The organism is Sulfitobacter sp. 1A13368, assembly GCF_043557275.1.
In the GTDB taxonomy this organism is placed as follows: Bacteria; Pseudomonadota; Alphaproteobacteria; order Rhodobacterales; family Rhodobacteraceae; genus Sulfitobacter; species Sulfitobacter faviae.
Genome location: NZ_JBIFFR010000009.1, coordinates 1 through 12,780, shown reverse-complemented (window position 1 = coordinate 12,780; position 12,780 = coordinate 1). Strand labels below are relative to the sequence as shown.

Genomic DNA, 12,780 nt, shown 5'->3' with positions numbered 1-12,780 from the left:
ACTACCGTTCATAATCGAAAGAGCAGGACTGGTTACGGTCACCGTCTTCAATTTGAAGCGTGACGGCGAGACGGCTACCCTTTGAAACATACAGTGTTGTAGTTGATAAAACAATCAAGCCATCGGCAGTCTCGGTGTTGCTGTCATCAAAGCTACCGGACTGCCGTGAGACGGAACGGTTGCCTCCCTGTTGCGCCACAATGGTCATTTTGTAAGTTCCATGGCGCCAACCTTGTGGATCTACGACCCCCTTTAGCGTGACCATCTTTCCCGTCTCAGACATGTGCAAAGCGCAGCCCTCAGGTAAAGGCGCCGCGTTGGTCTGTGTATTTATTAACGCGAGAGAGAGTAGGATCGGGAACATTTGCATGATGTGCTCCTCGCCATATGGCGCTACGAGGGCGCCGTCACGGCGCCCTCGCTTGTTTGGTGTGCCTCCCACCGAAACGTGGAAGATTATGCTATCAGGGTGTCTTCTGATAGTTGACAGCTTCGTTGCCGCTGCCTTGCTGGATGATCGCACTCAAGTTCGAGTTGCCCAACTGGATGCTCGCTGCCGAGTTCAGCGATGCAGCCCCGGGGACTGCGCCTGTTACCGACAGACCTGCCGGGATCATCACTGAAGCCGGGGTGCCATCGATTGCTGGCAAGTTGGCGCCATCCCCTCCACCCTGTGAAATAAGCGACTTGTTGTCGTTACCGACTTGCACTTGAGCCGCAGTGTTGTCACCGTTGTTCTGGAAGGTCATAGCCGCGTTATTTTCGCCAAACTGCGAGTGCGCCGCAATATTATGGTTGCCATCTTGAAGGATGGTAGAAACGTTGCTCAGACCTACTTGGGCACTTGCAGCGCCATTGTCTACACCGTTCTGAATAATTGCGTTAACGTTCAGATTGCCGCGCTGTGCGATCGCAGCTTCGTTACCTGCTTGAGTTTGGCTGATGATCGCGTCGTTTTCATTGCCTTCTTGGACAGTTGCCGACTCTTGACGCACTCCGGACTGCAGGTTGACAGATTGGTTGAGATTGCCGACTTGGAATTGAAGGTTAGCGTTTGCCGTCTGCTGCTGAACCGTTGCACTAACGCCGCCCGTTGTTTGGCCCTGCGCCGTGACTGCGTTACTTAGGTTAACACGAGCGCGCGCTCCGTTGCCCGCGGTACCTGCTGTACCCGACGCTTCCTCATCGTTGCCACCGCCAGCTGAATCAAGCGCAAGAGATTCGTTAAAAATAGTGCCATCCTGATTTGCTGTCGCGCTATTATTACTATTCGCAGTCGCGCTCGAAGGATTTACGCCTGGGCCTGTTGCAGTTTGGGCGAATGCCATACCCGCCGTCAGTACCAGCGCTGTTGAAGTCAAAAGAAGCCGTTTCATATCGAAAATCCTATTCACCTATACCCACCCCGAGGACCATCCCCGAGGCCAACTAAAAGGTACGAACAGGCATCGAGGCCGGATATTCCGGAGATCCCTCCCCGGTCTTCAGTTAGGCTCCGGTGATTCGAGCGGACAGTGCAGATGGAACCCCTATAGGATAAATGGTCGGGTGCACCGTTACCCGTACAGTAAGCATGGGATTTTCGGCGGTTGGGAAGATTCGGTTAGGGTTTTCCCCTACACAAGCGCGCACAAACACCCAAAAGATTGACTCAGCGTCAACTTTTGTTCACATTGTGTCCCTAGTTAGTATTTAGAACCGTGTGGGCGGGTATAGGTTCCCTTCCAATGCGAATTTTTCCGTTAGGGTGACATTACGGTAGTTTTTTATTTTTGCGGGAGGGGGGAGATATGACTGCTCTATACAGATCGGCAATCGTTGCAACTGTACTTGGCATTGTTTCTATAGGGACTGAAAGCAACGCAAGCGACCGAGTGTATATCACTCAAGTACCAGCTACAGCTAATTTAGTTTATGTCCGGCAAGCAATGGAATTGCCGGATCAGAGGGCGGCACGCATAGCGGCCGCCCGGGCACAACGTGCCCAACAGGCGCACCGCATCCGAGCTTCTAGACAGGCAACATCTGCTTCCACACAGGAAGCACGAGCTTCGGATGTGTCCATGCTTGAGTTAAGCTCTCAGGATATGCCTTCGCTACCTGCCGCACACATAGCGGTGGATTGATCACTTTCAAATGCCGGGCTTTTTAACTTTGCATAACGTTCTGACAAGTGAAGTCTGTAAAAGGTCGCTCTTTGTGCCCTAAATATGTTTGGGAAGAGTCATGAGTATTAGTGAAAACAAAACTGTGGGAATCCTTGGCGGTTGTTTTCTTATAAGGTCAGCACTGCAATCTATCTTGGCAGAACTGAAACTTCCTAATGTTGCTATTGACGAACACTCAGACGTGCCGCCTGATGTAGGTATTGTGCTTATATGCTATAATACAGATGAAGCACTGTCAGATCGCATTGCCAAGTGTATGAGCAACCCCGACCCGACACCCATCGTATTGTTTCCCCAAACTGAGGCACTGCTTAAGAGAATTCGGGGCACTCCGGTTACCGTTGCTGCAGTAGTGCCCCCTACCTTGGCAGCTGCTGAGATCAAATCCGTGATATCTTTGGTGGTAGAAGGGCATCGCATATTGCCGTTCGCTCCCCCCGAGACTGAGCACATGCCCGATACTGGGCTCCCCGACTGCATCCAGCCCGGGCTTCTGACTGCACGCCAACTTGAGATCCTCCGCGAGGTGGCCGCGGGGCACTCCAACAAAGCGATCGCCCGTACGCTTGCGATTTCGATCAATACGGTTGAAGCGCATGTTTCCCGGATTATTCGCAAGCTTAAAGTGGACAACCGGACTCAGGCTGCAATCGTTCTTCGGGGGGGTATGCCCCGGTCAAAGCCTGCAGTTCACAGGCAGGAGGATGCAAGTGCATCTTCTGAAATAGAGGCACCACATTGCTCGGCTCGCCCCCAAAGCTGAGCTGAAAGCTCAATAGGTGACGTATTGGATTGTCACTTCCAAATTACAATCGCAAGGCGCACTGCGCCGATTAAGCTTCGAAAGCGACGGATGACCGACGCCCGGGGTATTTGTGAGGCGCCGGTCACCCTTCTTGGGGGCTTCTGGGTTTGGTTAATAGGTGAAGATCGGAGATCGAAGTTTAATACGATATCTATAGCGCGATACGAGCACCGACCCGGTGTCGAACGTTGACGAAGCGTGCTCCCTCAGACGTCAACGCCTTTGGCGCCCGCTTTGGACGGCTCGTCCGGTCGTATCGGGATGATTTGGGTTTATCCGTGCGCGACCTGGCCATCAACGTATGGAACGACGAGGGTCGCAAGGCCAGTATTTCACGGCTTGAGAACGGCCATGTGGCTAACCCGGCTGCGCGCACGGTACAAGGGCTGGCCCAAGCGCTTGACATTCCACAGCATGAGATCGACAGCCTACGCGCGCCTGCGCCAAGTCTGCCTTTGCAGCTTGAGGGGCTTTCGAATGCCCGCCGCGATCAGCTTGAAGCCCTCGCAAGCCGTTTTGAGATCGATCAAGTGTTTGAGAAGTCTGATGCGGAGTTGCGCAGTTTGCTCGACAAAAAGGCATCTGAATATCGAATCTACAAACGCCGCTTACACGAATTAGACGGCCGCATGGGTGAACTCGCTGAACTTAAGGCAGCAGCCCGCGAGGCAGCGGCAGAACTTAAATTCGATGAATACGAGTCGCTTTTGCGACAAGTGGACGAGAGTTATAGTGAGATGGTCGTTCGTGCTAAAGAAGCACGGGCCCGCAATGCGCTCCTGCGTGGGCGCGCCAATGACGCCTATGAAGGGTTCGTCAGCGCCGCCGAGACATGGCGAAGCCTTGACCATGTGCACTCCATGAGAAAACGACTTGAATACCATCGAGCGTTGTTCGATCACGGTTTGCGCTTTGGTGGGAGCGGGCTTGAACGCTCAGCTGACATCTTGCGCCCGACGGTAGGAGCCGGCGACTACACTGCGCAGCTCCGAGCCCGAGCCCTTCAAAACCTCGCCAACGCCCTCGCGAACATCAGCATTCGATCCGAAGGTCCTGCCAGCCTAACGACGATGGACGAGGCAATTGAACGATACGAAGAAGCGCTACTGCTCGTCTCAATCGATCACGACGGCGATGTATGGGCGATGGTGCAGCAAAACCTCGGGGCTGCATTGTCCTTGCGTGCGAACTGGTGCGATGACGCGAACGCACGACGGGTTTTCCTCGGACGCGCAATTGACGCCTTCCGCGCGGCCCTTCGCTTACGTCCGCGGGAAAGCAAGCCACTGGAATGGGCGATGACCACTCAGAATGTTGCGGTGACACTGCTAGAAATGGCAAATGTGACGCCGGGCAAAGACGGGTTAATGTTGCTCGGGCGGGCGGAAAAGATGCTGCAGGAAACGCTGAGCGTGCGCAGCCGCGATGCTGTGCCATTCGACTGGGCATTAACGCAAGAAAATCTCGCCATTGTGTCCAAAGCATTGGCCGAACGCGGTTCTGCTTCAGAGCGCGCACGACATCTTGCGTCGGCTTCAGGCTACATCGATGCCGCGCTTAAGTTTTTTAGGACTGAAGGTGATACGTTCTATCAGGAAAAAGCCACACGACTAGCTACCGAAATCAGGCAAAGCGTATTGGACAACGATGTAGGGCGCATTAGAGTCGAAGAGTAGTCAAATTTTTGCGGTTCGTAGCGGTTTAGTGTTTAAAATCGCGAGGCTAACTTGAACAGATAGTTTGATGCGCCTATGAAACCGAAAAACCGACTCTATTTGCAGCTGAAAGAAATCCTATGATCTCTAAAGACGAACTGAAAACGATGCCCCGAAAGGAGCTTGAGAAGCTTCTAAACAACGTAAGTAAAGCGCTTGCCTCTGCGAAAGCCAGAGATCAACGCGAGGCTAAGAAAGCCGCTGCCAAAGCCGCCGCGGAATTTGGCTTCTCGCTTGGTGAAATCTCCGAGGCAGACGGCACAGTTCAAAAAAAGGCGAAAGCAAAAAAGGCCCCCAAAAAGCCCTCAAAGCCCGCTTTTGCGAACCCAGAGGACAAAACGCAGACCTGGACAGGTAAAGGGCGTCAGCCAAACTGGTATCGCGCTCAGATCGCAGCAGGCGTTGAGCCTGATGCCATGCGCATTTGACCCCATAGAACGACAAGGCCCTCGACCGCGACGGGGGCCAAAGCCCCGGAAGGCATCTAATCCATTCCGGGGCATAGGGAGCGCTTCAGTGATTGCCCTGCAGGAAATCAAATCTCACAAATTCCGATAATGTTCCAATAGTTGCCGGGCGTTTTCTACTTCAGGTAGTGATCTGCCCTCCTCCCGATCCAGTGGACCAAGAAAAGAGTACGCGGCGCGATCCAAAAGCTTTCAAAAGACAAAATCACGATCATGGTCGCTCACCGTCTTTCTACAGTACCCCATGCAGATCATGTCCGTGGTCGAAAAAGCGTGCACTCATGGCGCAAGAAGGTCTCTATGCCGCTATGTTCAACGCGCAGCGTAGCAGTTACGGTTGAATCGCTTAACTTGCACCGACACAAAGAGGAACCAATATGCCACCCCTTAAACTCCCCTTATTTTCAACGGCAGCGCTTGGCATTGTGGTGGCGGCCTGCACAGCACCCTCAATGCCCGAAGCCCCAGAGGGGGCCAAATTCTATGCGGCAAACTGCGTTGCGTGTCATGGCATGTCCGCAAAGGGAGATGGTCCCCTAGCAGCAACGCTTGATACCGCGCCAACGGATTTGACACTTCTCGCCCGCAAGAACGGGGGCAGCTTCCCGCGCGCGCGGGCTTTAAGCTATGTCTATGGCCACCCCGAGCAACGCGAATTGGCGCGAGACATGCCCCAATTTGGTGGTGCGATGGCACATGATACGGTACCGGTTGAGATCAATGGCGTGCTCACACCCGCCCCACGTGAACTCGCGGGATTGCTGATCTATTTGGAAAGCATCCAGCGATAGGAACCTGAGATCAGACGACCGTCGCCCGAGGTTTACCCAGCCATTGATCAAACCACTTGGCGTACCTTTATCGCCTTGATCTCGGCGGCTTCAATCGGGCGGGCCATTGCGCGGAAAGTAAGAGCAAGGCACAAAGCCGCAGGCCAGTTTGCGGCGGCATCTCTACATTGACAAAAAAATGCGAGGTATACGCGTACAGGCGCCTCCTTACCGGGAAGGTTTCTGCCGACACCTGGGACAAATCAAAGTGGCATCTACCCAGCTTTCACTTGAAGCGCGTTGCGGACGAGCCGCCCGTTTCATAATGTGATCTTGTGCAAAAAGGTGCCCGGCCCAGTGTTTAAGAAGATCGCGAATTTCTACTCTCAAAATCTCAGGATTGATCTGGTTCCTGCCAGTATCCTCGCTGATCTCAGCCCTCAAAACGAAACCTACCGCTCTGCGGCAGAAAGAGGCGACTTCGTGGTCTGCGTTGCGCAAGGGGAACCTCAGGAAAGCGTATATATCTCACTTGCAGAACAAATTTTCTCTCAGCTTTCGGAAGCACGGTACTTGTTTGAAAGCTTACGCTCCGCGTATCCTGCGGCCGCATTCTTTGACTTCGTTGCCTACCCTGCTGGAGGTGAGCGTCCTCCGAAATCGCTATAAGCTCAAATGTCTTAGTTTCCTCACATTCCCCTATTAAGTGAGCGGCTAGGAGCGAGGGATGAACATATTTGCAAACAAACGCGCGTCGAGTGGGCGGATCCCCCACACGATCATTACAGGCACATTTCTAGCCTCGATGATATTCACTATAGGACGTCACTTGGTAGCATTCGACAAAGCCGATGCTGTGCAGCCTACTGCGGCTCCATTGGCTATGGCGCAAGCTGATACCATGGATATGGCGGCAGCAGTGCCGGTGCGTTTCGCCAGCCTCACTTGCTCAGGATCGCAATTTCCCTTTTAGGCTCATGCATACTTGCCATCCCACCCGGTTCAGAGCAACAGGATGTCCTCTATGCTGAGCCCGTGTTTTTTTTGCGCAGTCTCTCAATCCAGCCAGGGGTGCATCCGACAACGCATTACAAAATGCTCTTTGCACCGTAAGCCTTCGGCGAAGGCCGTGGGGGCGCCGTATTGATCAGAGGCGTTTGGGTGCGGCTTTTGGTTTGCGCGGTTTCGGGGCCCATTTCTTTGCAAGACGCTCGAAGTTATCGAGGATGAGGCCGATCTCTGCCTCATCCGGGTCGAACTGTCCCCCATACCACTCCAGCATCTGGTCGTGTTCTTCGTGCTTGGGGTCGGCCATGGCTTCAAGGAAGTCAGCGTAGCCGGGGAAGCCCCCCACATCCTCCGGAGGGCAAGCACCGATGGCCCTGACCAGGCGTGGATATGCGGCGCCCGCGATAGAGCCATCGATTTTCTCGATCTTGATCACGTGGTGCCAGTTGTCGCCAAAATCATAGATGTAATGGATGGTCTTGGTTCCCACATCTTCGATCACGTCAAGCAGGCTGATTTTGCTGGCGGGCATCGGGCCATCGTAAAAACCATCTGGGTCTGGCACGCCCCAGCCGCTGCCGCCGGCCCTGAACTCATACAGGTGACTGTCGGTCCATCCCATGGCAGCCTGGATCACATCATGCAGGCGGTTCAGCTTGATCTTAAGGGGCACATCAAAGCGTCGAAGCACCTGTGGCTCAACATCGGACAATGTGACCTTGAGGCGCGCGACCAGCGTCATGCAGCAATCCTCTTCAATTCCATGGCGGCCTTCCAATTCCAGGGCAACAGTTCTGGTAAGCGTGACACAGGCATATCGGGCAGCCGTGCCAATACGTCTGCCATCCATGCCTGCGGGTCGATGTCGTTCATCTTTGCTGTGATAATGAGGGTATACATGAAGGCTGCCCTGTCGCCACCGCGTTCAGACCCTGCAAAAAGCCACGACTTTCTACCCAGTGCGATCCCTCTGAGCGCCCGTTCGGCGGCATTGTTCGTAAGGCAGAGGCGCCCGTCGTCAAGGAATGCGGTGAAGGCCTCCCAGCGACCTGTGCCCTCGAGCATGTAGTTCATCGCCTTGGCAACTGGGTTGTGCTTTGACATCCGGGCCCGCTCGGCCAGCATCCAACCATACAGATCATTAACCATCGGCGCTACCCACTGCTGGCGGGCTTCATGACGCGCTGCTTCTGACAGGCCGGTGATGTCGCGCTCGGCCGCAAAGATCGCATCGATCCGTGTCACAGCGTCCAGTGCGATTGGCGAGATTTCTTTTGCTACCTTTTTACCCTTGCGGGCTATGGCCTTGATGTCGGCCAGTTCAAAGAACTTGCGCCTTGCGTGGCTCCAACACAGCGCACTACGGACCGGGCCCGGACTACGATCTGCGAGATACAAATCATTGTAGCCGCCATACACGTCCGACTGAAGAACACCGTGCCATTCGGCCAGATGCCGTGTCGGGTGTTCTTTCCGGCGATCTGTTGAGAAGTGGAAGAGTGCGGCAGGTGGCGCACCCCCATCCCACGGTCGATCGTCGCGCACATAGGTCCACAGCCGCGCAGTCTTTGCGCCACCACGCGCCAATAGCGGCACGGTAGTATCGTCACCATGCAAACGGCCAGCATCCAGCACGTGGCGCGCGATTAACGCATGAATGGGGGTCAGCGCCACACAGGCATGACCGATCAGATCAGCCAAGGTGGACAGGCTCAGATCAACTCCCTCCCGTGCAATGCGCTCGGATTGCCGGTTCAACGGTTGATGTTGTCCATACTTGTCGAAGGCGATCATCGCGATCAGTTGCGGCCCGGCCCAACCGCGCGGAATGGCATGGAACGGGGCCGGCGGTTGGCTGATCTTCTCGCAAGCTCGGCAAGTGAACTTCTCGCGGACCGTCTGGATCACCTTCCACTGGCGGGGGATCACCTCCAGCGTCTCGGTGACATCTTCACCCATCTTTACGATCCGGTCCGAGCCACAGCAGGTGCAGGCGGCAGGTGCTTCGACGACAACCCGCTCGCGGGGCAAGTGATCTGGGAATGGTTTGCGCACGGGCTTGCGTCGCGTGAAGGCACGCACGGCGCTGGCCTTGTCCGTAGCCTGTTCAGCCGCCAGCGCATCCTCGGTTGCGGCCGCTTCCAATTCCTCAAGCTGCAATTCCAGCTGATCAATCAGCCGCGTGCGACGCTCGGAGGTGATGCCATATTTGTCACGCCGAAGCTTGGCGATCTCCAGCTTCAATTCTTGGATCATTGCGTCTGTGCAGGAGGCCAGAGCGCGAGCCTGCGCCAATTCGGTTTCCGCAGCCTGCGCACGGGCGGTCTGCGCGGCAAGTGCAGCGCTTAATCTGGCAATTTCGGAAGCGGCGTCGGACATGGCAAATATTTACCACAGAAGCCGATAAATGCCCATAAAAACAGGCGCTTCAGCGCAAATTATCCAGCCGCTTTGGGCCTTTGCGTCCAGCGTGGGTTACGCCAATCGATCCCCTCGAGAAGATAGCCCAACTGCGCCGCAGATATCGCAACAGCCGTCCCGTCTTGGCGCACCGGCCAAATGAACTTCCCCGCCTCAAGACGCTTCAAATATAACGACATGCCCACCCCGTCATGCCAGAGCAGCTTCACCAGGTCACCCTTTCGACCTCTGAAGAAAAAGAGCTCGCCCGCATGCGGATCACGCCCAAGCCCCTGTTGCACTGTCAGCGCCAGAGTATTCATGCCTCGGCGCATATCCGTCACACCACCTGCAATCCACACCTTCGTTCCAGCCGGAAACGCGATCATGACCGCACCATCAAGCCGTTAAGCAGCTGCGCAGCAGCCTCCATGTCAAAACCTGACGGGATCGCCACACGACACCGCTTTCCGAGATCAATAGTCATGACAGGAGCTTGCGGCGCTGGCGCAGTGTCAGTGCCATCAGAAGCATCTTCGATCTTCATAACGCGCAAAAATTGCGGGCCAGGACCAAGCAATCCATTCTTATGGCGATAACGCCAATCATAAAGCTGAGACCGCGATACCTCATGGCGTCGTGCAACCTCCGCCACTGTCACGCCGTCGCCAAAGCTTTCCTCAACAATACGGATTTTTTCGTCATCAGACCAACGGCGGCGACGGCCGGTATCAGAGACTGACAAAACTTGAATGCGGCGGGTGTCTTCGTGTGCGTCCATAAGGACACTCGATAAACGATCTCACAGCTCAGCAGCCAGACGGCCCTCAGCGGAAGTATACTTTGCACCGTGGCAGGGCGGCAAACAACCGGTTGGTCCAAAATGCACGACCGTGACAGAATGGGGCGGTGCGACTTTAGCTGAGGCTCAGGAACAGCTTTAACTCATATGCCTCCCTTAGTATTGCCTGAACGACAAACGATCAGGGCCCTTCATGCAACCGATAGACTCCCACAACACATTGTTCTTACTACTTGACATCACTCGCATATTGCGATCGCAGTTTGAGCGCAAAGTACAGGAGGCAGCACTCGGCATTGCGCCAAGCGAAGCACGAACATAGGCAAACATCTCCCGCTTCGGCCCCTTGAACCAAAACGAGCTGAGCGATCTGACTGGTTTTGGCGCAATGAGCGCCGCGCGCGTTCTGAAGAATCTCGAAGCCGTAGGCCTGGTGTCCGGAAGCACTGACCCGAATGACCGTCGCGCCAGAATAGTTCAAGTCACACAGAAGGCAGCCCCACTTCTGACGGCACTGAAAGACGTAGGAGACGAGATGGACGCTGTCACACGCGGTGACATGTCTAATGAAGATTGGACATCTTTACAGAGCATGTTGCAGACTGTACGCGAAAACCACCTAACAGCATATCGCAACAGGCGCGCAGCCGAAGATGCGTCGGAATAAAACTTGAGAGCCTTTACGGCCTTCCGGTACTAAAAAACGCAAAAAGTGCGGCCTAAAAAGCTCGCAAAGCATAACTCGACGCCAAGAGCCTGTTGCATCTATCAAAGAGCGCGCAAAAACGCAGATAAGGTCGATTGTAGTCAATGATACGGCGGATTTACGGGGGAATAGGCCATGAGCCTCAAGCTAACGATTGACGCCGAGAAAGATGCTCTTTCTCTCAAAGTCAGCGGCTTTGACGCAAAAGATTGCACGCTTATACAAGACCGGTTGACAGAAGTTGCAGAGCTTCTCGAAGAAATTCTATCATCTGATGAAGCCGCAAACAGTCTGATCGAGGCAGAGCTCACGCGGTTAGAGCCGAGCCTAGCTGCGCTGGAGCTTAAATACAAAATTCTCCTTTACCAAGCCGCTGAACTGGCAAAGACCGCCAAAAGCATCGCTCTAGGCGATGAGACGATTTCCCAGCACGGGTTTCCGGAGCTTGATGATGCCTGAGCAAAGAACGGCGACTGTCCATTTTGGGGCAAACCGTATCGCAACCGGCTTTGTAGAATGCATATCGAACCATTTGGAAAAAGTTTTGCTGAACATTTCTGCCAAGGCCATCACACGCCCTGAATACGTGGAGCACTTTAGAGCGACAATGGTCGCCTCTGACAAGTTGGGCCTTCTACAAGGGGCTGTTGAACCTGTTCTAAAACACCAAAAAAATCTCGACGCCTTTAAGCACATTATCATCAGTGAACACGCGCTTCTCGGCCCGGTGAACGATATGCTGACCAAAAAGACCATGTTCCCTAAAGCCAAGCGTAGGGTTCAAAACCTCAACAATGCCTTCTCCGACCGCCAACTGGATCTGCATTTAGCAATCGCTCCTCAAGCAGAATGCTGGACATACTTGCTGGCGGATGATGACATCTCCCCCGGCCCTTCTGACCGCGCCGTACCAGTTCATTCTTGGGCCGACCTGGTGTCTCGCATCACGGCTGCCTGTCCCAGAGCGACCCTAACAGTTTGGAATTTCGAGCAGCCCCATCAGGTGATGCTACCGTTCTTGGCAGCCCTGCTTGATATAGATGTTGAGCTTATTGATCCTCAAACCCGCAAAGCCCTGTCGCAAGAGGCTTGCCATCACCTCAAAAGCGCAAAGCTTCTCAGTAAGATTGTCCAAATCGATGAAGAGCTCCAAATCCGTATGGATGCCCAGTATGAGCTCGATCTGATCAGGATTGCCGCCATGTCGAAGGTCACCTTGCGTGACAGCTGAGGCCAAGTTCAACCTTCGCCACGTCAGACAATGTTCCATGCCCTTTCTTACGTTTCTTGATAGAAGCTTTCGCCAAAATGGCTTCGAAGAAACGCGGCCTGGGGCGCTGCCAGCTCTTCCAAACGCTCGATGACATAGTCCGGCAACTGCAGCGGCGCTGTTTGATGAACTCTCTCAGCAGCCTGAGGGTATTCAGAGGAAGGCAAGCCACAATGATGCTCAATCTTGCGCAGAAAGCTCAAAGGATCTTTGCCGATTTGTCCGTAGGGTAAGTATAGCAATCGATCGGGTGCAAAACGTGCGCTCCACCGCGGCACATTGCTCAGATAGTCTCCGCGCGTTCGAAGCGCGGGCATATCTAACAGCTCTTCCCACTCCTGTCGCGAAGAAGGCAGCTTCTCTCTGCGGTGCGCATTCATGCGCAGCTGAGACTTCAGCCGGCCCAAGGGATTACGGATGAGATAGATCAGTTTGCTATGTGGCAGAAAGCGCTTAAAAAAATCCACGCCCTCATCTGGAATGCATGAGTATTCCGGCGTGACATCAAGGCACTTTTGGTCCTCCGGCGCTCGGGAAAAAATGTATTTATACCATGTGCCGTTCAAAATGGGTGCGGTCTGAAGACGATCAAGATATGCCAGATAGGCCTCATCTGGGGGTGAGGCGCTCGCAAGATGGCGCGCACGCGCGCCCTGAAGTCCCTGTTTG

At 54.4% G+C, this 12,780-nt stretch carries 15 protein-coding genes; 8 read left to right on the top strand and 7 right to left on the bottom strand.

Annotation, left to right across the window (positions count from 1 at the left end; genetic code table 11):
• Position 1: 1 nt before the first annotated feature.
• Together csgH and ACGYK4_RS16140 are read right to left on the bottom strand one after the other, a co-directional pair.
• Complete coding sequence (csgH, locus tag ACGYK4_RS16145) at positions 2-370, bottom strand: curli-like amyloid fiber formation chaperone CsgH (RefSeq protein WP_394457376.1); 369 nt, start codon at positions 368-370, stop codon at positions 2-4.
• A 94-nt stretch (positions 371-464) separates the two neighbouring features.
• Positions 465-1,376, bottom strand: a complete 912-nt coding sequence (locus ACGYK4_RS16140; protein WP_394457374.1) for a hypothetical protein — start codon at positions 1,374-1,376, stop codon at positions 465-467.
• Positions 1,377-2,226: 850 nt separating this feature from the next.
• Here ACGYK4_RS16140 and ACGYK4_RS16135 point away from each other — a divergent pair.
• The 5 genes from ACGYK4_RS16135 (at position 2,227) to ACGYK4_RS16115 (ending at position 6,594) form a co-directional block, all read left to right on the top strand.
• Entirely contained in the window at positions 2,227-2,931 is a 705-nt protein-coding gene (locus ACGYK4_RS16135; protein WP_394457373.1) for a response regulator transcription factor, read from the top strand.
• Between the two features lie 320 nt (positions 2,932-3,251).
• Positions 3,252-4,649, top strand: coding sequence for a hypothetical protein (locus ACGYK4_RS16130; RefSeq protein ID WP_394457371.1), 1,398 nt, complete (start codon positions 3,252-3,254; stop codon positions 4,647-4,649).
• A gap of 119 nt (positions 4,650-4,768) precedes the next feature.
• Positions 4,769-5,116 (top strand): H-NS family nucleoid-associated regulatory protein, encoded by a 348-nt coding sequence (locus ACGYK4_RS16125; RefSeq protein ID WP_394457370.1) that lies wholly within the window; start codon positions 4,769-4,771, stop codon positions 5,114-5,116.
• Between the two features lie 416 nt (positions 5,117-5,532).
• Positions 5,533-5,946: a cytochrome c gene (locus ACGYK4_RS16120; protein ID WP_394457368.1), complete on the top strand. Its 414-nt coding sequence runs from the start codon at positions 5,533-5,535 to the stop codon at positions 5,944-5,946.
• A 336-nt stretch (positions 5,947-6,282) separates the two neighbouring features.
• Complete coding sequence (locus tag ACGYK4_RS16115; RefSeq protein ID WP_394457366.1) at positions 6,283-6,594, top strand: hypothetical protein; 312 nt, start codon at positions 6,283-6,285, stop codon at positions 6,592-6,594.
• Positions 6,595-7,072: 478 nt separating this feature from the next.
• On the opposite strand, the gene ACGYK4_RS16110 is transcribed toward ACGYK4_RS16115, so the two are convergent.
• The 4 genes from ACGYK4_RS16110 to tnpA are packed head-to-tail and all read right to left on the bottom strand — an operon-like array spanning position 7,073 to position 10,114.
• Positions 7,073-7,675, bottom strand: coding sequence for a plasmid pRiA4b ORF-3 family protein (locus ACGYK4_RS16110; protein ID WP_394457364.1), 603 nt, complete (start codon positions 7,673-7,675; stop codon positions 7,073-7,075).
• Entirely contained in the window at positions 7,672-9,312 is a 1,641-nt protein-coding gene (gene tnpC, locus ACGYK4_RS16105; protein ID WP_394457363.1) for an IS66 family transposase, read from the bottom strand. Before tnpC ends, ACGYK4_RS16110 begins: the two co-directional genes overlap by 4 nt.
• A gap of 59 nt (positions 9,313-9,371) precedes the next feature.
• Positions 9,372-9,722: an IS66 family insertion sequence element accessory protein TnpB gene (tnpB, locus tag ACGYK4_RS16100; RefSeq protein ID WP_394457361.1), complete on the bottom strand. Its 351-nt coding sequence runs from the start codon at positions 9,720-9,722 to the stop codon at positions 9,372-9,374.
• Positions 9,719-10,114, bottom strand: a complete 396-nt coding sequence (gene tnpA / locus ACGYK4_RS16095) for an IS66-like element accessory protein TnpA (protein WP_394457359.1) — start codon at positions 10,112-10,114, stop codon at positions 9,719-9,721. The genes tnpB and tnpA overlap by 4 nt, the downstream gene beginning before the upstream one ends.
• Positions 10,115-10,463: 349 nt before the next feature.
• Here tnpA and ACGYK4_RS16090 point away from each other — a divergent pair, with 349 nt between their 5' ends.
• From ACGYK4_RS16090 to ACGYK4_RS16080, 3 genes are all read left to right on the top strand, one after another.
• Positions 10,464-10,802 carry a MarR family winged helix-turn-helix transcriptional regulator gene (locus tag ACGYK4_RS16090; protein WP_394457482.1) on the top strand — a complete coding sequence of 113 codons (339 nt, stop codon included), beginning with the start codon at positions 10,464-10,466 and terminating at the stop codon, positions 10,800-10,802.
• 174 nt (positions 10,803-10,976) lie between these two features.
• Positions 10,977-11,300: a hypothetical protein gene (locus ACGYK4_RS16085; RefSeq protein ID WP_394457358.1), complete on the top strand. Its 324-nt coding sequence runs from the start codon at positions 10,977-10,979 to the stop codon at positions 11,298-11,300.
• Positions 11,293-12,072 (top strand): hypothetical protein, encoded by a 780-nt coding sequence (locus ACGYK4_RS16080; RefSeq protein ID WP_394457357.1) that lies wholly within the window; start codon positions 11,293-11,295, stop codon positions 12,070-12,072. The genes ACGYK4_RS16085 and ACGYK4_RS16080 overlap by 8 nt, the downstream gene beginning before the upstream one ends.
• Before the next feature lie 47 nt (positions 12,073-12,119).
• On the opposite strand, the gene ACGYK4_RS16075 is transcribed toward ACGYK4_RS16080, so the two are convergent.
• A partial coding sequence (locus ACGYK4_RS16075; protein WP_394457356.1) for a sulfotransferase occupies positions 12,120-12,780 on the bottom strand: 661 nt, incomplete at its 5' end.

Bases quoted from the DNA above. Each gene is read 5' to 3' on its own strand.
- csgH (WP_394457376.1), bottom strand. From the start codon at position 370: ATGCAAATGTTCCCGATCCTACTCTCTCTCGCGTTAATAAATACACAG.
- ACGYK4_RS16140 (WP_394457374.1), bottom strand. From the start codon at position 1,376: ATGAAACGGCTTCTTTTGACTTCAACAGCGCTGGTACTGACGGCGGGT.
- ACGYK4_RS16135 (WP_394457373.1), top strand. From the start codon at position 2,227: ATGAGTATTAGTGAAAACAAAACTGTGGGAATCCTTGGCGGTTGTTTT.
- ACGYK4_RS16125 (WP_394457370.1), top strand. From the start codon at position 4,769: ATGATCTCTAAAGACGAACTGAAAACGATGCCCCGAAAGGAGCTTGAG.
- ACGYK4_RS16120 (WP_394457368.1), top strand. From the start codon at position 5,533: ATGCCACCCCTTAAACTCCCCTTATTTTCAACGGCAGCGCTTGGCATT.
- ACGYK4_RS16110 (WP_394457364.1), bottom strand. From the start codon at position 7,675: ATGACGCTGGTCGCGCGCCTCAAGGTCACATTGTCCGATGTTGAGCCA.
- tnpC (WP_394457363.1), bottom strand. From the start codon at position 9,312: ATGTCCGACGCCGCTTCCGAAATTGCCAGATTAAGCGCTGCACTTGCC.
- tnpB (WP_394457361.1), bottom strand. From the start codon at position 9,722: ATGATCGCGTTTCCGGCTGGAACGAAGGTGTGGATTGCAGGTGGTGTG.
- tnpA (WP_394457359.1), bottom strand. From the start codon at position 10,114: ATGGACGCACACGAAGACACCCGCCGCATTCAAGTTTTGTCAGTCTCT.
- ACGYK4_RS16085 (WP_394457358.1), top strand. From the start codon at position 10,977: ATGAGCCTCAAGCTAACGATTGACGCCGAGAAAGATGCTCTTTCTCTC.
- ACGYK4_RS16080 (WP_394457357.1), top strand. From the start codon at position 11,293: ATGCCTGAGCAAAGAACGGCGACTGTCCATTTTGGGGCAAACCGTATC.